The sequence below is a fragment of the Martinezella hainanensis genome (genome assembly GCF_900094555.1).
Classification (GTDB): domain Bacteria; phylum Pseudomonadota; class Alphaproteobacteria; order Rhizobiales; family Rhizobiaceae; genus Rhizobium; species Rhizobium hainanense.
Genome location: NZ_FMAC01000004.1, coordinates 13,692 through 36,159 on the forward strand (window position 1 = coordinate 13,692; position 22,468 = coordinate 36,159).

At 60.5% G+C, this 22,468-nt stretch carries 22 protein-coding genes; 16 read left to right on the forward strand and 6 right to left on the reverse strand.

What is annotated here, in order from left to right:
- Positions 1–135: 135 nt before the first annotated feature.
- Positions 136–1,446: an ATP-dependent protease ATPase subunit HslU gene (hslU, locus tag GA0061100_RS13790; RefSeq protein ID WP_075853300.1), complete on the reverse strand. Its 1,311-nt coding sequence runs from the start codon at positions 1,444–1,446 to the stop codon at positions 136–138.
- 44 nt (positions 1,447–1,490) lie between these two features.
- Complete coding sequence (gene hslV / locus GA0061100_RS13795; RefSeq protein ID WP_075853301.1) at positions 1,491–2,018, reverse strand: ATP-dependent protease subunit HslV; 528 nt, start codon at positions 2,016–2,018, stop codon at positions 1,491–1,493.
- 213 nt (positions 2,019–2,231) lie between these two features.
- Here hslV and hisB point away from each other — a divergent pair, with 213 nt between their 5' ends.
- From hisB to coaA, 7 genes are read left to right on the forward strand one after another with little or no spacing between them, the layout of a single operon-like run.
- On the forward strand, positions 2,232–2,840 hold the full coding sequence (hisB, locus tag GA0061100_RS13800) for an imidazoleglycerol-phosphate dehydratase HisB (protein WP_075853302.1): 609 nt from the start codon (positions 2,232–2,234) through the stop codon (positions 2,838–2,840).
- 23 nt (positions 2,841–2,863) lie between these two features.
- Positions 2,864–3,361, forward strand: a complete 498-nt coding sequence (locus GA0061100_RS13805; protein ID WP_075853303.1) for a DUF2628 domain-containing protein — start codon at positions 2,864–2,866, stop codon at positions 3,359–3,361.
- Positions 3,362–3,363: 2 nt separating this feature from the next.
- Positions 3,364–4,014: an imidazole glycerol phosphate synthase subunit HisH gene (hisH, locus tag GA0061100_RS13810; RefSeq protein ID WP_075853304.1), complete on the forward strand. Its 651-nt coding sequence runs from the start codon at positions 3,364–3,366 to the stop codon at positions 4,012–4,014.
- Between the two features lie 24 nt (positions 4,015–4,038).
- Positions 4,039–4,782 (forward strand): 1-(5-phosphoribosyl)-5-[(5-phosphoribosylamino)methylideneamino]imidazole-4-carboxamide isomerase, encoded by a 744-nt coding sequence (hisA, locus tag GA0061100_RS13815; RefSeq protein WP_075853305.1) that lies wholly within the window; start codon positions 4,039–4,041, stop codon positions 4,780–4,782.
- Positions 4,779–5,567, forward strand: coding sequence for an imidazole glycerol phosphate synthase subunit HisF (hisF, locus tag GA0061100_RS13820; protein WP_075853306.1), 789 nt, complete (start codon positions 4,779–4,781; stop codon positions 5,565–5,567). The genes hisA and hisF overlap by 4 nt, the downstream gene beginning before the upstream one ends.
- A 14-nt stretch (positions 5,568–5,581) precedes the next feature.
- On the forward strand, positions 5,582–5,896 hold the full coding sequence (locus GA0061100_RS13825) for a phosphoribosyl-ATP diphosphatase (RefSeq protein ID WP_075853307.1): 315 nt from the start codon (positions 5,582–5,584) through the stop codon (positions 5,894–5,896).
- A gap of 7 nt (positions 5,897–5,903) precedes the next feature.
- Positions 5,904–6,899 (forward strand): type I pantothenate kinase, encoded by a 996-nt coding sequence (gene coaA / locus GA0061100_RS13830; protein ID WP_075853308.1) that lies wholly within the window; start codon positions 5,904–5,906, stop codon positions 6,897–6,899.
- Here coaA and GA0061100_RS13835 read toward each other — a convergent pair.
- The 4 genes from GA0061100_RS13835 to GA0061100_RS13850 all read right to left on the reverse strand — a co-directional run bounded on the left by GA0061100_RS13835 (position 6,841) and on the right by GA0061100_RS13850 (position 11,288).
- Positions 6,841–8,058 carry a glycosyltransferase family 87 protein gene (locus tag GA0061100_RS13835; protein ID WP_075853788.1) on the reverse strand — a complete coding sequence of 406 codons (1,218 nt, stop codon included), beginning with the start codon at positions 8,056–8,058 and terminating at the stop codon, positions 6,841–6,843. The two genes, coaA and GA0061100_RS13835, sit on opposite strands and share 59 nt — an antisense overlap.
- A 30-nt stretch (positions 8,059–8,088) precedes the next feature.
- On the reverse strand, positions 8,089–8,694 hold the full coding sequence (locus tag GA0061100_RS13840) for an alpha-ketoglutarate-dependent dioxygenase AlkB family protein (protein WP_075853309.1): 606 nt from the start codon (positions 8,692–8,694) through the stop codon (positions 8,089–8,091).
- Between the two features lie 301 nt (positions 8,695–8,995).
- The gene (gene arfB / locus GA0061100_RS13845) at positions 8,996–9,430 is read right to left on the reverse strand and encodes an alternative ribosome rescue aminoacyl-tRNA hydrolase ArfB (RefSeq protein WP_075853310.1); all 435 of its coding nucleotides are present in this window, start codon (positions 9,428–9,430) and stop codon (positions 8,996–8,998) included.
- Positions 9,431–9,677: 247 nt separating this feature from the next.
- Complete coding sequence (locus GA0061100_RS13850; RefSeq protein WP_075853311.1) at positions 9,678–11,288, reverse strand: phosphoenolpyruvate carboxykinase; 1,611 nt, start codon at positions 11,286–11,288, stop codon at positions 9,678–9,680.
- 351 nt (positions 11,289–11,639) lie between these two features.
- Between GA0061100_RS13850 and GA0061100_RS13855 the strand changes: the two genes are divergently transcribed.
- The 9 genes from GA0061100_RS13855 (at position 11,640) to GA0061100_RS13895 (ending at position 22,465) form a co-directional block, all read left to right on the forward strand.
- On the forward strand, positions 11,640–12,374 hold the full coding sequence (locus GA0061100_RS13855; RefSeq protein WP_208621542.1) for a response regulator transcription factor: 735 nt from the start codon (positions 11,640–11,642) through the stop codon (positions 12,372–12,374).
- Between the two features lie 193 nt (positions 12,375–12,567).
- Positions 12,568–14,361, forward strand: coding sequence for a sensor histidine kinase (locus GA0061100_RS13860; RefSeq protein WP_208621543.1), 1,794 nt, complete (start codon positions 12,568–12,570; stop codon positions 14,359–14,361).
- Between the two features lie 8 nt (positions 14,362–14,369).
- A complete protein-coding gene (locus GA0061100_RS13865; protein WP_075853314.1) occupies positions 14,370–14,834 on the forward strand; it encodes an HPr kinase/phosphorylase in 465 nt (154 codons plus the stop codon).
- Between the two features lie 140 nt (positions 14,835–14,974).
- Complete coding sequence (locus tag GA0061100_RS13870) at positions 14,975–15,376, forward strand: PTS sugar transporter subunit IIA (RefSeq protein ID WP_075853315.1); 402 nt, start codon at positions 14,975–14,977, stop codon at positions 15,374–15,376.
- A gap of 19 nt (positions 15,377–15,395) precedes the next feature.
- Positions 15,396–15,671, forward strand: coding sequence for an HPr family phosphocarrier protein (locus tag GA0061100_RS13875; protein ID WP_075853316.1), 276 nt, complete (start codon positions 15,396–15,398; stop codon positions 15,669–15,671).
- Positions 15,672–15,852: 181 nt separating this feature from the next.
- Positions 15,853–17,253: an adenosylhomocysteinase gene (gene ahcY, locus GA0061100_RS13880; protein WP_075853317.1), complete on the forward strand. Its 1,401-nt coding sequence runs from the start codon at positions 15,853–15,855 to the stop codon at positions 17,251–17,253.
- A 317-nt stretch (positions 17,254–17,570) separates the two neighbouring features.
- Complete coding sequence (locus GA0061100_RS13885; RefSeq protein ID WP_075853318.1) at positions 17,571–20,150, forward strand: PAS domain-containing sensor histidine kinase; 2,580 nt, start codon at positions 17,571–17,573, stop codon at positions 20,148–20,150.
- Positions 20,147–21,658: a tRNA (adenosine(37)-N6)-threonylcarbamoyltransferase complex ATPase subunit type 1 TsaE gene (tsaE, locus tag GA0061100_RS13890; protein ID WP_075853319.1), complete on the forward strand. Its 1,512-nt coding sequence runs from the start codon at positions 20,147–20,149 to the stop codon at positions 21,656–21,658. The genes GA0061100_RS13885 and tsaE overlap by 4 nt, the downstream gene beginning before the upstream one ends.
- A 75-nt stretch (positions 21,659–21,733) precedes the next feature.
- On the forward strand, positions 21,734–22,465 hold the full coding sequence (locus tag GA0061100_RS13895; RefSeq protein WP_075853320.1) for a nucleotidyltransferase family protein: 732 nt from the start codon (positions 21,734–21,736) through the stop codon (positions 22,463–22,465).
- Positions 22,466–22,468: the final 3 nt, after the last annotated feature.

Consider the following 22,468-nt stretch of genomic DNA (forward strand, 5'->3'; position numbering starts at 1 on the left):
GATGTTTCCGTGCGCGTCCCTGACGGATAATCTTGGCCGAATAAAGCCATACGACACAAAGAAACGGGCCCCTAACTAAAAAGTTAACGGCCCGCTGTCGAGTGTTTACTGTTTTAAATCGCTTCCGCCGCCTGCTTACAGGATAAAGCGGGAGAGGTCGGTGTTTGTGGCGAGGTCGCCGACATGCTCGCGGACATAGGCGGCATCGATGGTTATCGAGACGCCGGCGCGATCCGAGGCGTTATAGGAGATCTCGTCGAGCACGCGCTCCATAACCGTCTGCAGGCGACGGGCGCCGATATTCTCGACGGTGGAGTTCAGATGCACGGCAACATCGGCGAGAGCGTCGATCGCGTCGTCGGTGAAATCGAGCTTCAGGTCTTCCGTTTCCATCAGTGCCTTGTACTGGCGGATGAGGCTTGCCTGCGGCTCGGTGAGGATGCGGCGGAAGTCTTCCTTGGTCAGCGGACGGAGCTCGACGCGGATCGGCAGACGACCCTGCAGCTCGGGCAGCAGATCCGAGGGTTTCGAGACATGGAAAGCACCGGAGGCGATGAAGAGGATGTGGTCGGTCTTGACCGGGCCATACTTCGTCGAAACCGTCGTGCCTTCGACCAGCGGCAGCAGGTCGCGCTGCACGCCTTCGCGGGAGACACCGGCACCCATGCCGCCATCGCGGGCAGCGATCTTGTCGATCTCGTCGAGGAAGACGATGCCGTCATTCTCGGCCGACTGCACGGCTTCGCGCTGGATCGCCTCATTGTCGATCAACTTGTCGGATTCGTCGCGGATCAGCTCCTTGTAGGAGTCCTTGACCGTGGTGCGAACCTTCTTCGTGCGGCCGCCCATGGCCTTGCCGAACATTTCGGAAAGGTTGAGCACGCCGATATTGGCACCCGGCATGCCGGGGATTTCGAAGCCACCGGGCATGCCGGAGCCGGTGTCGGCCACTTCGATGTCGATTTCCTTGTCGTCAAGCTGGCCGTCACGCAGCTTCTTGCGGAAGCTGTCGCGCGTCGCCGGCGATGCAGTGGCACCGACCAGCGCATCGAGCACGCGCTCTTCGGCGCTCATATGCGCCTTGGCCTGCACCTCGGCACGCTTCTTTTCGCGCACCAGGCCGATGCCGACTTCGACGAGGTCACGGACAATCTGTTCGACGTCGCGGCCGACATAGCCGACTTCGGTGAATTTCGTGGCTTCGACCTTGATGAAGGGCGCGCCGGCAAGCTTGGCAAGGCGGCGGGAGATTTCCGTCTTGCCGACGCCGGTCGGGCCGATCATCAGGATGTTCTTGGGCATGACTTCGTCGCGCAGCTCGGGCTCGAGCTGCTGGCGGCGCCAACGGTTGCGCAAGGCAATCGCCACGGCGCGCTTGGCCTCATGCTGGCCGACAATGTAACGATCGAGCTCCGAAACGATCTCGCGGGGGGAAAAAGTGGTCATTTCGTATGTTCCCTGTCAGGGCTAGAAACTATCAAGAGAGGAACTCAGGCTTCGGCATCGAGCGTTTCGACAACCACATTGTGGTTGGTGTAGACGCAGATGTCGGCAGCGATATCGAGGGCACGGCGGGCGACGTCTTCGGCAGACTTGTCGCTATCCATCAACGCACGCGCGGCGGCGAGCGCATAATTGCCGCCGGAACCGATCGCGAGCGCGCCATGTTCTGGCTCAAGCACATCGCCGTTGCCGGTGATGGCGAGCGTTATATTCTTGTCGGCAACCAGCATCATGGCTTCGAGGTTGCGCAGATATTTGTCCGTGCGCCAGTCCTTGGCGAGCTCGACGGCAGCGCGCATCAACTGGCCGGGATATTGTTCGAGCTTCTTTTCAAGACGTTCGAGCAGGGTGAAGGCATCGGCGGTCGCGCCGGCGAAACCGGCGATGACATCGCCCTTGCCGATGCGGCGAACCTTGCGCGCATTGCCCTTCATTACGGTCTGGCCAAGACTCACCTGGCCATCACCAGCCATCACGACCTTGCCGTCCTTGCGAATAGTCACGATTGTCGTCATTCATCACCTGTTTGCCCCCGTTTCGGCGGGCTTTCTGCCGGGCCGCGTATCGGCCCCGTCAGCACCTATGTAAGAGGGGTTTTTCCGATTGCAAATGACGGCTGCGCCCGAATGATGGCGGCAAGCCGGCTAAACGCGTGAGCCCCGCGCGTAACTTCTGGATATTTCCCGATACGCCTGATAAGGAACGGCCGTATTCCGATGGAGCATCCCATGGCAGAGACCGCAGCGAGCCGCACGGCAAGCATTTCCCGCAAGACCAACGAGACCTCGGTCTCCGTTTCCGTCAACATCGACGGCAGCGGCAAATCGACGATTTCGACGGGGGTCGGCTTCTTCGACCATATGCTGGAACAGCTGTCGCGACATTCGCTGATCGACATGGAGATCGACACCAAGGGCGACCTGCACGTCGACGATCACCATGCCGTCGAGGATACCGGCATCGCGATCGGCCAGGCCATTGCCAAGGCGCTGGGCGACCGGCGCGGCATTACCCGTTATGCCTCAATCGACCTCGCCATGGACGAGACGATGACGAAAGCGGCCGTCGATCTCTCGGGCAGGCCCTTCCTCGTCTGGAGTGTTTCGTTCAGTGCGCCGAAGATCGGCACCTTTGATACCGAGCTGGTGCGCGAATTCTTCCAGGCCTTAGCGCAGAATGCCGGCATCACGCTGCATATCCTCAACCATTATGGCGCCAACAATCACCATATAGCCGAGACATGCTTCAAGGCCGTTGCGCGCGCATTGCGCACCGCAACCGAGATCGATCCGCGGCAGGCAGGCCGGGTGCCTTCGACGAAAGGCACGCTCGCCTGAGCCCCAACCTGGGGAAGTGAAGAATGGCAAGCTATCTGATTTTGACTCCGCCCGGAGCGACGAGCCGATCCGAAGTATCGGATCGGTATCGCGATGGAACGCGCTTCATCCGCGACGGCTTTTCATGGAAGGCGTTCCTGTTTCCGACGCTCTGGATGCTCTTCCATCGGCTTTGGCTCTATGCGATCGCGACCTTTCTGTTGCAGGGTATTGCGCTGGAACTGATGCGCCAGCCTGGCTTCTTTGCCGCGGGCGCGGCACTTCTGCTCGGCGTGCATATTCTCGCCGCCCTCGAAGGCCCGCATGCGCTCGGCAATCGCCTTGTCGGTCGCGGCTGGAAGGTAAGCAATCTCGTCTCGGCGCATGATCTGGCGACTGCGGAGGAAATCCACTTTTCCCAGCTCGAGCAGGAACCAAACCTGGATATCCATCCGAAAAATTGGGATATTCCGGCCCAAAACACCAATACCAGCCGCCCAGGCCCGAGCTTCGGCCTTCCCGGCTATGACGGAGGACGCTGACCATGCGGGTCGCGATTATCGACTATGGTTCCGGCAATCTGCGCTCGGCCACCAAAGCTTTCGAGCGGGCCGCCCGCGAGGCAGGCATAGACGCTCACATCGACCTGACCGATGACGCTGAGCGCGTCGCCACCGCAGATCGCATCGTGCTTCCCGGCGTCGGCGCTTATGCCGATTGCCGCCGCGGCCTCTATGCCGTGCCCGGCATGACGGAAGCGGTCATCGACGTCGTGGAACACAAGGCCCGCCCCTTCCTCGGCATCTGCGTCGGCATGCAGCTGATGTCATCGCGCGGGCTGGAAAAGACGATCACGCAGGGATTCGGCTGGATCAAGGGCGACGTCAAGGAGATGACGCCAAGCGACCCCAGCCTGAAGATCCCGCAGATCGGCTGGAACACGCTGGATATCCGGCATCCGCACCCGCTCTTTGAAGGCATCGAGACCGGGCCGGACGGGCTGCACGCCTATTTCGTCCATTCCTACCATCTAGCGGCTGACCACAGCGACGATGTCATCGCGACGACGAACTATGGTGGGCCGATGACCGCCTTTGTCGGCCGCGACAACATCGCCGGCGCACAGTTCCATCCCGAGAAGAGCCAGAAGCTCGGCCTTGCCCTCATCGCCAATTTCCTGCGCTGGAAGCCGTAAGGCTCGCGCTAAAAGGACAAAAACATGATTCTCTTTCCCGCTATAGACCTCAAGGACGGGCAATGCGTGCGCCTCAAGCTCGGCGACATGGGGCAGGCGACCGTCTACAACCCCGACCCCGGCGCCCAGGCGAAGGCCTTTGAAGACCAGGGCTTCGAGTGGCTGCATGTCGTCGATCTCAACGGCGCCTTCGCCGGTGAAACCGTGAATGGAGCCGCCGTCGACGCCATTCTCAAAGCGACCAAAAACCCGGTGCAGCTCGGCGGCGGTATCCGCACGCTCGACCATATCGAAAACTGGCTGTCGCGCGGGCTTGCCCGTGTCATCCTCGGCACGGTCGCCGTGCGTGATCCAGCGCTCGTCGTCGAAGCCTGCAGGCGGTATCCGGGCCACATCGCCGTCGGCATCGATGCCAAGGGGGGCAAGGTGGCGGTCGAGGGTTGGGCGGAGGCTTCCGAACTCGGCGTCATCGAACTCGCAAAGAAATTCGAGGGCGTCGGTGTCGCCGCGATCATCTATACCGATATCGACCGTGACGGCATTCTCACGGGCATCAACTGGGACTCGACGCTGGAGCTGGCCGACGCGGTTTCCATTCCGGTCATCGCCTCTGGCGGGCTCGCTTCGCTTGAAGACATCAAACGCATGATCCAGCCGGATGCCCGCAAACTTGAAGGTGCGATTTCCGGCCGCGCGCTCTATGATGGTCGCATCGATCCAGCTGAGGCACTCGCCCTGATCAAGCAGGCCAAGGAGGCAGCGCAATGACCCTGAAAGCCCGCGTCATCCCCTGCCTCGACGTTAAGGACGGCCGCGTCGTCAAGGGCGTCAACTTTCTCAATCTCGTCGATGCCGGCGATCCGGTCGAAGCCGCCAAGGCCTATGACGCCGCCGGCGCCGACGAGCTTTGCTTCCTCGACATCACCGCCTCCTCCGACAATCGCGACACGATCTTCGATGTCGTGGCCCGGACGGCGGAGCAATGCTTCATGCCGGTCACCGTCGGCGGCGGCGTGCGCACGATTGCCGATATCCGCAAGCTGCTGCTCCGCGGCGCCGACAAGGTCTCGATCAATTCGGCGGCGGTCAACAATCCGGATTTCGTGGCCGAAGCGGCCGACAAGTTCGGCAACCAGTGCATCGTCGTTTCGATTGACGCCAAACGGCGCCGGACCGAGGCACTGGGCGGCGACAATATGAGCGCGTGGGAGATCTATACTCACGGCGGCCGCAACGCGACCGGCATCGATGCCGTCGATTTCGCGCGCAAGATGGTCGAACGTGGCGCCGGCGAACTGCTCGTCACCTCCATGGACCGCGACGGCACCAAGGTCGGCTACGATCTGGAGCTGACGCGGGCGATTGCCGATGCAGTGCGCGTACCCGTCATCGCGTCGGGCGGCGTCGGCGACCTCGACGATCTTGTTGCTGGCGTCAAGGAAGGGCATGCGACGGCGGTGCTTGCCGCTTCGATCTTCCACTTCGGCACCTATTCGGTGGGCGAAGCAAAGCGCTACATGGCCGAGCGCGGCATTCCGATGCGGCTGGATTAGGAGACAGCAGACCGATGAGCGGATTTACCCTTTCCGACCTCGAACGAATCGTCGAGGAGCGCTCCAAGGCTTCGCCGGATGAATCCTGGACGGCGAAGCTTGTTGTTGCCGGCCAGCCAAAGGCGGCGAAGAAACTGGGCGAGGAAGCGATCGAAGCCGTGATGGCTGCCGTCACCAACGATCGCGACAACCTTACCTATGAGGCCGCCGATCTGCTATATCATCTTATGGTCGTATTGAAGATTGCCGGCATTCCGTTGCAGAATGTCATGGGTGAGCTCGAAAGGCGCACCGCCCAATCCGGCCTTCAGGAAAAGGCCAGTCGGTAAGAATGCGATGACGATAGCGACCAAGACCCAGCCCGCGCCCGAGACGCTCGATATTTTCCAGGCGAAAGCCTATTCGCCCTATTATTTCTTCTCTTCGGAAGAATGGGCGAAATTCCGGGCCGATACGCCGCTGACGCTGACCGCCGACGAAGTGACGCGACTGCGCTCCATGGGCGACCCGATCGATCTCGACGAAGTCAGGCGCATCTATCTGTCGCTGTCGCGGCTTTTGTCCTCTCATGTGGAATCCTCGCAGATCCTGTTCGAGCAGCGCAATCGCTTCCTCAGCCTCTCCGATATCGCCAAGACGCCTTTCGTCATCGGCATTGCCGGCTCGGTCGCCGTCGGCAAGTCCACCACAGCCCGTATCCTGAAGGAATTACTCGGCCGCTGGCCGTCGAGCCCGAAGGTCGATCTCGTCACCACGGACGGCTTTCTCTATCCGAACGCCGAATTGCAGCGCCGCAACCTGATGCAGCGCAAGGGTTTTCCAGAAAGCTACGATACGGCGGCGCTGCTGCGCTTCCTCTCGGCGATCAAGGCGGGCCAGCCGAACGTGCAGGCGCCCTCTTATTCGCACCTCGTCTATGACGTGCTGCCGAACGAATTCAAGACGGTCGACCGCCCGGATATCCTGATTTTCGAAGGCATCAATGTGCTGCAATCGCGGCATCTGCCGGCTGACGGCAAGATCGTGCCGATGGTCTCGGATTTCTTCGACTTCTCGATCTATATCGATGCCGACGAGGAGCTGATCCACAACTGGTACGTCGCCCGCTTCATGCGGCTGCGTGAGACAGCCTTCCGCGACCCCAACTCATTCTTCCACCGCTACGCTTCGATCAGCGAGGAAGAAGCGCTGGCGATCGCAGAGGGGCTCTGGAAGAACATCAACCTGAAGAACCTTCGCCAGAACATCCTGCCGACGCGCCCGCGCGCCGATCTCATCCTGCAGAAGGGCAAGAACCATCTGATCGAGCAGGTGGCGCTGAGGAAGCTCTAGACCTTATCTCAGTCACCAGGACTGCAACGACAAAGGCGATTGGAACAAAAATAGCGATCCCGACACCAAGGTCGTTGGGAATATGCAAAAATAGCGGCCAGAGATACACAAGGGCCAAAAGCCATCGATTAAGCGTCCGCTCCGCTAGAAAGAAATACGCAGCCGCAATGCAAAGGGGGATGGCATCATAGCTGTACCCATATGGTGTCGCGATTATTGCCAATACTCCGGTTATGCAGACTCTTTTCAGGTGGCCCACGCTGCTGCTAGGCCGCCAGAGCCAGATCGAAAGAGCAAGGCACGCCGCAATCGCCAGTCCCTGGACCAGATAAGCGCCGGATAGGTCGAATCCCGCCCAACGCGCGAGAATAAACACCGTCATCGCGTTCTTATGGTAGGGCTGGGGGTAGGCAGCCTCCATGATTGCCCTCATGAGAGGAGCCGTTTCCGTGAGGAAAAGTTTCCAGCTTTCATAGCCGAAACAAAGAGCTGTCAAACAGACCAACACCAAGGTCGTCAGAGCGGCAGAAAAAAACGCTCGATAATTTCGGGAGGCAAGCAGGCAAACCGGCACCAATATGCCCAGATGCGGCTTGATGGTCAGCAAGCCGAAAAAGAGACCCGCGAGCCAAGGGCGCTTGGGCGCTAAAGCCAATCCACTCATCAAAAGGGCGGCCGTCAACGCACCGTTCTGTCCAAAAATCATGCTCATGATCGTGGCCGGGCTGAAAGTGACGAGCAATCTCGCTATTGGCGGAAAGCCGAATGGCTTCAGCGCACCATAGAGCAGCAGCAGGGTACACAGCGTCCAGACGATGTAGGCCCAACCTATTGGCAGTTGAGCCAGGGGCGCGCCAATAAGAAGAACCGACGGAGGGTAGCTCCACTCCTGATCCGGCAGCGATTGCCCGAACATCTGCCGCAAAGCCGCGCGGTAGCTTTCCATGTCGAACAAATCATCGACATGGCCATGCAGCGCCATCGTGGTTCCCGCCCAGAGGTTCGTGAAATCCCAATATGGCAACCGTCGGGACAGCAGCGAAAAGCCGCGCTCGTCCAGGGTCCACAATTCAAAGAGATACAGGAGGCCGGTCAGTATGCCCGCGAGTGCTACGACGATGGCAAAGCGAATCTCAGTTCTATCGCGCGCAATGACCATCCGCATCCCCGTGAAGCATTGGCCAAAATGCTAATTCACGCGTCTTAAAGTCAGGTTTATCCGCCCGCCATTCTTCAGCAATGTCGACGTTGCCGGATAGATGCGGTCGACGCCGTGGAAACACAGCCTGCCTTCGCCGCCGAGAACGACGATATCGCCGCTCGCAAGCTTGAAGGATAGCGTGCGATCATTGCGGTTGAGCCCGCCGACGCGAAAGAGGCAGGTGTTTCCCAGCGAGACCGATAGCACGGGTGCGTTGAGATCCTGCTCGTCGCGATCCTGATGCAGGCCCATGCGGGCATCGTCGCCGTAGAAATTGACCAGGCAGGCTTCGGGCAGCTTTTCATAGCCGGCTATATCGCGCCAGAAATCCAGCAATTGTTGCGGCATGGCCGGCCATGGGCGGCCGGTGGCCGGATGCGTCGGCTGGTAACGATAGCCACGCTGCCTGTCCGTGACCCAGCCGAGCGAGCCGCAATTGGTCATGCGCACCGACATTTCCTTGCCGGTACCGGGCATGACCGGCGTGAACAGCGGCGCGTCGGCCACGACGGCGCGAATTGCCTCGACAAGCGCTTCCTGGGCGGGGCGATCGAGATATCCGGGCAGATGGCGAATTCCGTTCGGGAGCTGCATTTTCGTTTCCTGCGATGGTGCCGGTCAGGTGAATGAGCCGATGTCGCGCCTTGGTGCCTGGCCCCTCATCCTAGCCCTCTCCCCGCAAGCGGGGCGAGGGAGTTTTCGTGCCTTAAGCTAGCTGCCGCGAGCGAAAGCTAGCGAGTTTCGCTCGATCGTCCCTTCTCCCCGTCCTGAGCTTGTCGAAGGGGCGGGGAGAAGGCTAGGATGAGGGGCTAGGCTGATAGCGTCCACAAACTCGGAGCCGCCTGACTAGGCACTTTGACCCATCCAGCTCCAGACCGCAGCCCGAAAACCAAGTCTAGTCGCCGCCGACCTTGCCGCGCATCTTCTTGACCTCGGAACGCCCAGATTTCTCCTTCAGCCGGCGCTCGATGGAACCCTTTGTCGGCTTGGTCTTTCTGCGCGGCGGCGGCGGCGGGGCAGCGGCTTCGAGAATCAGCTCCTTCAGCCGTTCGCGCGCATCCTCGCGATTACGGTCCTGGCTACGGAAGCGATTGGCCTCGATCAGCAGCACGCCTTCCTTGGACACGCGACGGCCAGCAAGTCTGATCGCATTCGTCTTGACGCGCTCCGTCAGCGAGGGGGAATTCTGAACATTGAAGAACAGCTGGACAGCAGTTGCGACCTTGTTGACGTTCTGGCCACCAGGGCCGCCGGCCAGAACGAACTGTTCCGTCAGCTCCCAGCCGGCGATCGTGATCCGGTCGTTGATGTAAAGCGCTTCGCTGGCCATGATTTTCTCCGCGCCTGTCTATCCCACATTGATGCGCGGTTGAAAATACGGTTCTGGCGAGTTTGAGGGTCGCCTCGTCCTTCGAAGTATTTCCGCGCGAGACGCCGAAATGCGCCTCAGGATGAGGACGCAGCGATCTACCGCATCGGCGGAGAAGAGCAGCCCTCATGGTAAGGCGGCCCGGAGGGCCGTCTCGAACCACGAGGGCGAGTGAGTTTCACGTGAGTCAAGGCTCGCGTGGGGCTATTTACTCCGCAGCGACCGGCATTCCCGGGGCCGCATCGCGGACGTTGCCATCCACGTGATCCTCGAACTTCGCGAAGTTGGTGACGAACATCTGCACCAGTTTTCTGGCCTGCGCATCATAGGCTTCGCCATCGGCCCAGGTGGAGCGTGGGTCGAGGATGGCGCTCTCGACGCCTTCGACAGCGACCGGAACCGCAAAGCCGAAATTCGCATCCGTGCGGAATTCGACATTGTCGAGATCACCCTTCAGGGCGGCTGCGAGCAGCGCACGCGTCGCCTTGATCGGCATGCGGCTTCCCTTGCCGTAGGCGCCGCCGGTCCAGCCGGTGTTGACCAGCCAGCAACGGGCGCCATGGCGGGCGATCAGTTCCTTGAGCAGGTTGCCGTATTCGGCCGGATGGCGCGGCATGAAGGGCGCGCCGAAGCAGGTCGAGAAGGTGGCTTCCGGCTCGACGACGCCCTTTTCCGTGCCGGCGACCTTGGCGGTGTAGCCGGACAGGAAGTGGTACATCGCCTGATCCGGCGTCAGCTTGGCGATCGGCGGCATGACGCCGAACGCGTCGGCTGTCAGCATGATGATCGTCTCAGGATGACCGGTGATGCCGGATTCCGAAGCGTTCGGGATGAAATGCAGCGGGTAGGCGCTGCGGGTGTTTTCCGTCAGCGAGCCATCGTCGAGATCCGGCCGACCGTGTTCGTCAAGCACGACGTTTTCCAGCACGGTGCCGAAACGGCGGGTCGTGGCGTAGATTTCCGGCTCGGCTTCGGCCGACAGGCGGATGGTCTTGGCGTAGCAGCCGCCTTCGAAATTGAAGATACCGTTTTCGCCCCAACCATGCTCGTCGTCGCCGATGAGCGTGCGGGTCGGATCGGCCGAGAGCGTCGTCTTGCCCGTGCCGGACAGGCCGAAGAAGATCGCGGCATCGCCTTCGGGGCCGACATTGGCCGAGCAGTGCATCGGCATGACGCCGCGTTCCGGCAGCATGTAGTTCAGCGCCGTGAACACCGATTTCTTCATCTCGCCGGCATAGGAGGTGCCGCCAATCAGGACGATGCCGTTGACGAAATCGCAGGCGATCACCGTTTCCGTGCGGCAGCCATGACGCTCGGGATCGGCGCGGAAGCTTGGCAGGTCGATGATCGTCAGCTGCGGCACGAAGCTTTCCAGAGCCGCGCGATCAGGGCGGATCAGCAGATTGCGGATGAACAGCGAGTGCCAGGCGAATTCGGTGACGACGCGCGTCGGCAGAGCATATTCGACATCGGCGCCGCCGATCAGATCCTGAACGAACAGGTCCTTGCCGCGGGCGTGGGCCAGCATATCTTCATGCAGCAGCTCGAAGTGCTCCGGCGACATCGGCTTGTTGTTGTCCCACCAGATCTGGTCCTCGGTGGTGGCATTGCGCACCACGAACTTGTCCTTGGGGGAACGGCCGGTGTGCTGGCCGGTCAAGGCCCTGAGCGCGCCATCGGCGGTCAGATCGGCTTCGCGACGGCGAATCGCCTCCTCATAAAGATGAGCTTCCATGAGGTTATAGCGTACACTGGCGGCGGCTCCCAGGCCGATCGATCCCAGTTCAGTCGCGGGATTGCGGACGCCGAATTGCTCCATCACTTTTTCCTCTACAAAGGGGCTTGGCCGTTAGAATTGCCTAAAGCGTAGAGGGCTCTTTTTAAAAGCACAAGAGCCAGAAGCAAGAAATGTTTAATGATATCAGTTATTTAATCGATTTAAATAAATTTCGATAATTTTAAATCGTTTGAATGAGGGGTGGCGGGACGTTTCGTCGCACAACTAATGCGCAAGGCTTTCGCGCCACAACAATCCTCCCCTTTATCTTTGCCACAATTTGTTCCACCTTTATCCCCATAAGCGCGCCAGGTTACCGCCGACCGAGCTGGCAGACCGCCTGGGCTGGATTCCAAATCCGGGAGACGCGCACTGATGACGGAGACGAACACCATGTTGACAATCGCGCTCGTTGACGACGACCGCAATATCCTGACTTCCGTATCGATTGCCTTGGAAGCAGAGGGATATAAGGTAGAGACCTACACGGATGGAGCCTCGGCGCTGGACGGCCTGCTGGCCCGGCCGCCGCAGCTGGCGATCTTCGATATCAAGATGCCCCGTATGGACGGCATGGAGCTTTTGCGCCGCCTGCGCCAGAAATCCGACCTGCCGGTGATCTTCCTCACTTCGAAGGATGAAGAGATCGACGAACTCTTCGGCCTGAAGATGGGTGCCGACGACTTCATCACCAAGCCGTTCTCGCAGCGTCTGCTGGTCGAGCGCGTCAAGGCGGTGCTCCGCCGCGCCTCCGCCCGCGAAGCCGCGAACGCCGCCGGTGGCGGCAATGCGGCTGCCAAGCCGGGAGCGGCCCAGCAGGCCCGCTCTCTGGAGCGCGGACAGCTGGTCATGGACCAGGAACGCCACACCTGCACCTGGAAGGGCGAGCCGGTGACGCTGACCGTCACGGAATTCCTCATCCTGCATTCGCTTGCCCAGCGCCCCGGCGTGGTCAAGAGCCGCGACGCCCTGATGGATGCGGCCTATGACGAGCAGGTCTATGTCGACGACCGCACGATCGACAGCCACATCAAGCGCTTGCGCAAGAAATTCAAGATGGTCGACCTCGATTTTGATATGATCGAGACGCTGTATGGCGTGGGCTATCGTTTCCGCGAAGCTGCCTAGGCCGGATGATTTTGGGTCAAGCCGACCTAAAACCCCCATCCGCTCCAGAAGCAGACATCGAGCATGATATCGTCCGAAGACCCCTCATACTTTCGGCGTCATGCTCGAATAGTTAACTGGACCATGCGGCGGGCGATGGAATAAGAGCATGCGGACGGGATCGCCGATCCCGTTCTTCGAAAGGGCCGTAGGCTTGGCACAGCTGGTGCAGGACAGGGATACAGACGACTCGGAAAGCCCGAGCGGCGCTCGGCCCGCGCGCCGCCGCTGGACTCATCCGTTCGTTCTGATCCGCCGCATCTTCGGCAACGCCGTCTTCTCGAGCCTGACGCGCCGCATCCTGTTCTTCAACTTGGCCGCCCTTGTCGTGCTTGTCGGCGGTATTCTCTACCTCAACCAGTTCCGCGAGGGCTTGATCGACGCCCGCGTCGAAAGCCTGCTAACGCAGGGCGAGATCATCGCCGGCGCGGTCTCGGCATCGGCATCGGTCGACACCAATTCCATCACCATCGATCCGCAGAAGCTTCTGGAGCTGCAGGCCGGCCAGAGCATCACGCCCGTTCCGAACGACGAGGACCTGGAATTCCCGATCGATCCGGAAAAGGTGGCGCCGGTGCTGACGCGCCTGATTTCGCCGACGCGCACCCGCGCCCGCATCTTCGACGCCGATGCGAACCTCTTGCTCGACAGCCGCCATCTCTATTCCCGTGGCCAGGTGCTGCGCTACGATCTGCCGCCCGTCGACGACGAGAAGCAGAGCTGGTCCGACTGGTTCAGCGGGCTGCTCAACAAGATGCTGCAGCCGGGCAACCTGCCCGTCTATAAGGAAGCGCCTGGCGGTGACGGTTCGATCTATCCGGAAGTCATGAATGCGCTCACCGGCGTACGCGGCGCAGTCGTCCGCACCACGGAGAAAGGCGAGCTGATCGTTTCGGTCGCGGTGCCGATCCAGCGCTTCCGCGCCGTTCTCGGTGTCTTGCTGCTCTCGACCCAGGCCGGTGACATCGACAAGATCGTTCACGCCGAGCGCCTGGCGATCATGCGCGTCTTCGGCGTCGCGACCCTCGTCAACGTCGTGCTGTCGCTGCTTTTGTCCTCCACCATTGCCAATCCGCTGCGCCGGCTTTCAGCTGCGGCCATTCGCGTGCGCCGCGGCGGGGCGAAGGAGCGTGAGGAAATCCCGGACTTTTCCGCTCGCCAGGACGAAATCGGCAATCTGTCGATTGCGCTGCGCGACATGACCTCAGCGCTCTACGACCGGATCGATGCGATCGAGAGCTTCGCCGCCGATGTCAGCCACGAACTCAAGAACCCGCTGACATCGCTGCGCAGCGCCGTCGAGACGCTGCCGCTTGCCAAGAGCGACGATTCGAAGAAGCGGCTGATGGACGTAATCCAGCACGACGTGCGCCGCCTCGACCGCCTGATCAGCGATATTTCCGACGCATCGCGCCTCGATGCCGAGCTTGCCCGCTCGGACGCGAAGTCGCTCGATCTGGAGGTGCTGCTGCGCGACATGATCGATATTTCGAGGCAGGTCGGTCACAGCAAGAAGGCCGTCGAGATCGAATATGTCGTCGACCGCAAGCCGGGCAACAAGGCGAAATTCTCCATCGACGGTCACGATCTGCGTATCGGCCAGATCGTCACCAATCTTATCGAGAACGCCCGCTCCTTCGTCCCGACGGAAACCGGCAAGATCACCGTCCGGCTGACGCGGACGCGGACGCGTTGTGTCATCTATATCGAGGATAACGGTCCCGGCATCCAGGCGGAAAACATCGACCGTATCTTTGAGCGCTTCTATACGGACCGGCCCGAATCCGAAGGCTTTGGACAGAATTCCGGTCTCGGCCTCTCCATCAGCCGGCAGATCGCCGAGGCACACGGTGGGTCGTTGCGCGCCGAAAATATCGTCGACGGCGATGGAGTGACGCTGCTCGGCGCCCGCTTCATTCTGTCACTGCCGGCCCAGACGCCGGCGTGAGCGGCCACATGACCGGCGAAACGACCAATATCCACGCAACGGCGATCGTCATCGGCAAGACCGGGCTTCTGTTTCTCGGCCCCTCGGGCAGCGGCAAATCCGCCCTCGCCTTCTCCTGCCTGGCAGCCGCCAAGCCGCTCGGACTGGCGGCAAGCCTGGTCGCAGATGACCGGGTGCTGATTGCCGAACAGAACGGCTCCGTTATTGCGAAATGCCCACCCTCGATCGCAGGGCTTATGGAAATCCGCTACACCGGGATTGTTCGTCTGCCTCATATTTCACAGGGCGAAATGCACTTCGCTATCCACCTTGTCGACCCGGCTACGGCGGAAAGGTTGCCACCTGAAGGCGAGCAGATCGATATTACCGCATCCGCGCGGTTGCCATTGATCCGATTGGCTGCAACCTCTGCGAATCCGCTCGCCATAATAATGGCGAAAATCGGCGCGAGTTTCGATGAATCGGCCATTTAGGCCCGCACAGGCGCGCGAATCCTGTATTTTAAGCTTGCACTTCGTCTTTTCATCGCCAAGATGTCCCCCCACTGGTGGACGACATTGCTGCATTGCGATATGGGCCACCTGTTTGCGGATGCGATGGGAGCAGTAATATCATGATTGGACTTGTGCTTGTCACTCATGGCAAGCTGGCTGAAGAGTTTCGGCATGCTGTCGAGCATGTCGTTGGTCCGCAGAAGTTCATAGAAACGGTATGCATTGGTCCCGAAGACGACATGGACAAGCGGCGCCAGGATATCCTGCAGGCCGTTGTCGGTGCCGACGACGGGCACGGTGTCATCATCCTCACCGACATGTTCGGCGGCACTCCTTCCAATCTCGCAATCTCCGTCATGAATAGTGGCCACACCGAGGTCATCGCGGGCGTCAATCTGCCGATGCTGATCAAGCTCGCCGGCGTGCGCGGCGACAACAACATGGAAAGAGCCCTGGTGGAAGCTTCAGAGGCCGGGCGCAAATATATCAACGTGGCCAGCCGTGTGCTCAGTGGCAAATAACGAGGCAAACACCGCCCCCATGACCGAGCTCTCCCGGGAACTCCTGATTATCAACAAGCGAGGGCTGCACGCTCGCGCCTCCGCAAAGTTCGTGCAGACCGTCGAAGCCTACGACGCCGCGATCACAGTTTCGAAGGACGGCACGACGGTCGGCGGCACGTCGATCATGGGCCTGATGATGCTGGCGGCCAGCCCCGGCTGCAGCGTGCTTGTCACGGCAAGCGGCAATCAGGCCGTCGAGGCGCTCGAGGCGCTCGATCAGCTCGTCGCCAACAAGTTCGGCGAGGAGATGTAGGCTTTTTCCTACTATCGCCAGCTGGATATAAAGACATAAAGACCTCTTTATATCATCATTGATTTCCGCCCTGAAGCCTGCTACACGGCATCATCCTACACGCTATAGCGTGCAATTCTTGTTGCATTCGGCTGAGGCGTCTGCCTGCGGCGCGATTGCATCGTTCAGGCTGGAGACCTTCATGAGCACTGAAAAGGACTACATCGTCGCGGATATCGGCCTTGCCGACTTCGGCCGCAAGGAAATCACGATCGCCGAAACCGAGATGCCGGGCCTGATGGCTTGCCGCGCCGAATTCGGCGAAGCACAGCCGCTGAAGGGCGCCCGCATCACCGGCTCGCTGCACATGACCATCCAGACTGCCGTTCTTATCGAGACGCTGGTGGCGCTCGGTGCAGAGGTGCGCTGGGCATCGTGCAACATCTTCTCGACGCAGGACCATGCCGCCGCCGCGATTGCCGCTTCCGGCGTTCCGGTCTTCGCCATCAAGGGTGAGAGCCTCGAGGACTACTGGACCTACACGGACAAGATCTTCCAGTGGACCGATGGCGGCGTTTCCAACATGATCCTCGATGACGGCGGCGACGCCACGATGTACATCCTGCTCGGCGCCCGCGCCGAAGCCGGCGAGGACGTGCTCTCCAACCCGCATTCGGAAGAAGAAGAGATCCTCTTCGCGCAGATCAAGAAGCGTCTGCAGGCTTCGCCGGGCTGGTTCACGAAGCAGCGCGACGCCATCAAGGGCGTGACCGAAGAAACCACCACGGGCGTCAACCGCCTCTACCAGCTCAGCCAGAAGGGCCTCCTGCCTTTCCCGGCCATCAACGTCAACGACAGCGTCACCAAGTCGAAGTTCGACAACAAGTATGGCTGCAAGGAATCGCTGGTTGACGGTATCCGCCGCGCCACCGACGTCATGATGGCCGGCAAGGTCGCCGTCGTCTGTGGTTACGGCGATGTCGGCAAGGGTTCTGCCGCTTCGCTCTCCGGCGCCGGCGCCCGCGTCAAGGTCACGGAAGTCGACCCGATCTGCGCGCTGCAGGCTGCCATGGACGGCTACGAAGTCGTTCAGCTCGAGGACGTCGTTTCCTCGGCCGATATCTTCATCACCACGACCGGCAACAAGGACGTCATCCGCATCGACCATATGCGTGCGATGAAGGACATGGCGATCGTCGGCAACATCGGTCACTTCGACAACGAAATCCAGGTTGCCGCTCTGCGGAACCTGAAGTGGACGAACATCAAGCCGCAGGTCGATATGGTCGAGTTCGCCAAGGGCAACCGCATCATTCTGCTGTCGGAAGGCCGCCTCTTGAACCTCGGCAACGCCACCGGCCATCCGTCCTTCGTGATGTCGGCGTCCTTCACCAACCAGACGCTGGCCCAGATCGAGCTTTTCACCAAGCCCGGCCATTACAAGAACGAAGTCTACGTGCTGCCGAAGCATCTCGACGAGAAGGTTGCGCGCCTGCATCTTGCCAAGCTCGGCGTGAAGCTGACGGAGCTTTCCGAAGAGCAGGCTTCGTATATCGGCGTGACGCCGAAGGGTCCGTTCAAGTCCGACCACTACAGATACTGATTATTAAAACAGTATCCACAACATCTTGTGGCCCTGGCATTGACAAATGCCGGGGCTTATTTTTTAGCCAGCTCCCTTCCCGCAGATTCCCTTAGGCAGTATTGTTTTTACACTTGATTCGTGACGAACCGGGCGTGCCCGGAGCCATGAAAATGGGATGTCTTGTCAGGATGCGGCACAGTAGAGCCGGATGATTTTAGGTCTGTTCGACTTAAAATCTGAATCCGCTCTACAATCAAATAAGTAGAGCATGATGTCATCCGAAAACCGCTTACACTTTTCGGCATCATGCTCTGAAAGACGGAGACAGACCTCTTATGTTTGAAGGGGAAGACAACCTGCATCAGCCAGTGTTGCGCCGAGCGGCGGCGCGGTTGCAGCAGGGCAGTGCATATCGGCTTTCGGCAGGAGCAAAGTGCGGCAAAGGCCGGCTGGCCTCCTTTAGCCGCCTGCTGCGGCTCAGCGTTTTCGGCGGTCTGGTGACCGGCCTGGCAGGACCCGTTCTCGCGCAGGGCAATGATGCCGCTCAGACGAGCATACGCCTCTTCACCTCTTCGGAAATGGCCGTCTTCTCCGTCATCATCGGCGTGATTTCCGCCGCTCTGCTGTCGACCATGTGGATGGTCCGCCAACGCGGCAACATGGAGAATGAAAGCCGCGAGATCCGCACGGCGCTTTCCGACGCCAACCAGCGCATTTCACAATATCAGGCACTGATCGCCGACAAGAACCGCCGGATCGTCATCTGGGATGGCCAGAATGCGCGGCCGGAGCTGCTCGGTCAGCTGCCGGTCGAGACCGGTGCGCCACAGGACAATGAATTCCTCGCCTTCGGGCGCTGGCTGAAATCATGGTCGGCCGGCGAACTCGACAAGGCGATCGACAAACTGCGCGGCAGCGGCCAGAGTTTTGACATGGTGGTTGAAACCAACCGCGACGAAATTCTGGAAGCGCAGGGCCGGATTTCCGGCGGACGCGCCTTCGTCCGCTTCATCGCGCTCAACAATCTGCGCGCCGAACTCGCCGAACTGAAGATCGAGCGTGACCGGCTGATGACCTCGATTTCGGCTTTCCAGAATCTTCTCGATGCCATCGACCTGCCGGCCTGGCAGCGTGATGCGGAAGGCACGCTGACCTGGGTGAACCAGGCCTATAGCGAAGCGGTGGAAGCCGTCTCCTCGGAGGAGGCGCTGCGGGAAGGTCGCGAGTTCCTGACAACCGTGGCCCGTGAGCGCATTCGCGCTGCCGCCACGCCGGAATCGCCGTTCCACGACAAGATCTCGACCGTGGTGCACGGCAATCGTACCTTCTTCGATGTCGTCGACGTCAAAGCCCCGAACGGCTCGGCCGGCATCGCCATCGATGTCTCCGAGGCGGAAGGCGTTCGGGCGGAGCTTGCGCGCACGCTGAAGAGCCATGCCGAAACGCTCGATCATCTCGCAACACCGGTTGCGATCTTTGACGGCGACAGGCGGCTGCAATTCTACAATCAGGCTTTCGTCCAGCTCTGGGAACTCGACATCGCCTTTCTGGAAAAGCGGCCCGACAATAGCGAGCTTCTGGACAGGCTGCGCAGCGCCAAGAAGCTGCCCGAGCAGCTGAGCTGGAAGAGCTGGAAGGACGGCGTTCTTTCGGTCTATCGCGCGCTCGATACGCAGACGGATCTCTGGCATCTGCCAAACGGCCAGATCCTCAGGGTTTTCGCCACGGCGCATCCGCAGGGCGGCGCCACCTGGGTCTTCGAGAACCTGACCGAGCAGGTCGATCTCGAAACGCGTTACAATACGCTGGTCAAGGTCCAGGGCGAAACCATCGACCATCTTTCCGAAGGCGTTGCCGTTTTCGGTCCGGATGGCCGCATCCGCCTGTCGAACCCGGCCTTCCGCATCCTCTGGAACATCACCGAAGCGCAGGCGAAGCCGGATACGCATATCCAGGCATTGGCCGAAGCCTGCGCTCCCTCCTATGACCGGCCAGATGGCTGGAAGCGCTTTGCCGAGCAGATCACCAGTTTCGACGACGAGCGGCCATCCTCGCAAGGGACGCTGGAGCTCTATTCCAATCTGGTGCTCGACTACGCCGTCATTCCGCTGCCGAACGCACAGACCATGCTGACCTTTGTCAACAAGACCGATAGCGTACGCGCCGAACGGGCATTGACGGAAAAGAACGACGCGCTGCTGAAGGCGGACGAGCTGAAGAACGATTTCGTCCAGCACGTCTCCTACGAGCTGCGCTCGCCGCTGACCAACATCATCGGCTTCACCGATCTCCTGAAGACGCCGGGCATCGGCTCGCTGAACGATCGACAGGCCGAATATATCGACCATATCTCGACCTCGTCTTCGGTGCTTCTGACGCTGGTCAACGATATTCTCGACCTGGCGACGGTCGATGCCGGAATCATGCGGCTGAATTATTCCGAGATCTTGCTCTCCGACCTGCTCGATGAAGTGTCGATGCAAATCGCCGACCGGCTGCAGGAAAGCGGCGTAACGCTCGAAATCACCGTCCCCACCCATCTTGGCTCCATCGTTGCCGATCAACAGCGGCTGAAACAGATCCTGCTCAAGCTTCTGACCAATGCCGCCAATTTCGCGCCCGAGGGATCGACGATTTTGCTGAAATGCGGACGCGAAGGTGCGGATTTCGTCTTCTCGGTTGTCGACAAGGGGCCAGGCATACCCGAGGATTTGATCAACACGGTTTTCAACCGCTTCGCCTCCGGCGGCAAGGGCGGCAAGCGCAGCGGCGCAGGCCTCGGCCTTTCCATCGTCGAAAGCTTTGTCAGCCTGCATGAGGGCGAGGTTTCGATCGAAAGCCAGCCAGGCAAGGGAACGACGGTCACCTGCCGCATCCCTTCGGCCGACCTGCCCCATTCCGTCGCAGCAGAATGACAGCCTCAGACAGCAGCATCTCCCTCTTTCTTGCAGATGACGCCGCCACGGCCGAGCTCGGCGAGGATCTGGCGCTGGCCTTGAAGGCTGGCGATTGTCTGGCACTGTCAGGCGATCTCGGCGCAGGCAAATCATCGCTGGCGCGCGCGTTGCTACGGGCGATGGCCGACGATCCCGAAATGGATGTGCCAAGCCCTACCTTCACGCTCGTGCAATCCTATGAGCTGCGCATTCCCGTCTCGCATTTCGATCTCTATCGCCTCGGTGATCCCAGCGAACTGGCGGAACTGGGCTTCGACGAGGCCCTGCAGACCGGCATCTGCCTCGTCGAATGGCCCGAAATGGCCGAAGGCGAGCTGCCGAAGGAACGCATCGATCTAAAGCTCACGCATGAGGGTGACGGGCGGCGGGTTATGATCACGGCACCGGCCAAGCAGATGGCGCGCATCGAGCGCGTGCTTGCTATCCGCACCTTTCTCGATGCACACGGCTATCGCGGCGCTGTCAGGCGATTCCTGACGGGCGATGCTTCGCTGCGGGCTTACGAATCCGTCTATCCGAAGGATGGAGGACGCCGCGTGATCCTGATGGATTGGCCGGGCTTGCCGGAAGGGCCGCCCGTGCTTGACGGCAAGCCCTATCCCAAGGTCGCGCATCTTGCCTGGGACACCTATCCCTTCGTGGCGATCGCCAATATCCTCAGAGAGAACGGTTTCGCCGCTCCGGAAATCCTTGCCGCCAACTATGACAAGGGTATTCTCCTGATCGAGGATCTCGGCACTGATGGCGTGCTGGATGCCGAGGGAAAGCCGATTGTCGAGCGCTATCGCGCCAGCGTCGCCTGCCTCGCACATCTGCACGGTCTTTCCATTCCTCATGACATTCCGGTCACGCCGGACCACGTCCATCACATTCCGGATTTTGACCGGACCGCGATGAAGATGGAGGCGCGGCTGCTTCTCGACTGGCATCTGCCGTGGAAGCGCGGCGCGCCGGCAAGTGACGAGGAACGCGCCGACTATCTGGCGATCTGGGACAAGCTCATCGATCAGCTCGAAGACGCGGAAAAGAACCTGCTGCTGCGCGACATGCATTCGCCGAATATCATCTGGCGGGCGCATCAAAAGGGCATAAAGCGCGTCGGCATCATCGACTTTCAGGACGCGATGATCGGACCGACCTCCTATGACGTCGCCTCGCTGGTGCAGGACGCCCGGGTGACGATCGAGCGCGATCTGCATGACCAGTTGATGTCAGACTATCTCGCACTGCGCCGTGCCCAGGGTGGCTTCGACGAGGCCAAGTTCCTGAAAAGCTGGGCGATCATGTCGGCGCAGCGCAACTGCAAGCTTGCCGGCCTCTGGGTGCGGCTGCTGCAGCGCGACGGCAAGCCGGGATATTTGAAGCACATGCCGCGCACGCTCGCCTATCTCGCCATCGCCTTCGAACACGAAGCGCTCGCCCCCTTACGCGAATGGTGCGAGAAGGCCGGGATCGGCCGGGCATAACAGCCGCAGACCCCGCGACGGCTTTCCGGCCCTGTGCTATGAAAATCAGATAGCGAATCGGAAATTCGAGACGAGATGACCATCAAGCAAGCCATGGTATTGGCCGCGGGGCTCGGAACCCGCATGCGGCCGATCACCGATACCATCCCGAAGCCGCTGGTAAAGATCGCCGGCAAGGCGATGATTGACTATGCGCTGGATGCGCTGGCGGCAGCCGGTGTCGAGCGGGCTGTCGTGAATGTCCACCATCATGCCGACCAGATGGAAGCGCACCTGCGCAGCTATCGCGGTCTCGAAATTCTGATCTCCGACGAGCGCGATGCGCTGATGAACAATGGCGGCGGGCTGGCCAAGGGATTGAAGTTGCTTGACCGTGATCCCGTTTTCGTCATGAATTCGGATCTCTTCTGGATCGGTGAGAAAGAAGGTCTACCGACCAATCTAGAGCGCTTAGCCGGTTTCTTCGACGCGGGCCGCATGGACTTCGGCATGCTCTGCGTCGATTTGGACAAGACGACGGGCCACAACGGCAAGAATGATTTCAGCATGGCTGAAGATGGCAGTCTCTCGCGTTACAGCGCCGTTACGGGCAACGGCGTGGTTTACGCCGGCACGCTGGTCATCAATCCTTCGTTTCTCGATGACGCACCCGGTGACGCTTTCAACATCAACACCTATTACGACAAGGCGATCGCGCGCGGCCGACTCTACGGCACCATGCTCGACGGCCACTGGCTGACGGTGGGAACACCGGAGGCTGTCGGCGAGGCGGAGGAAACGATCCGGAACTTCCGGGCGTTTGCGTGAGCC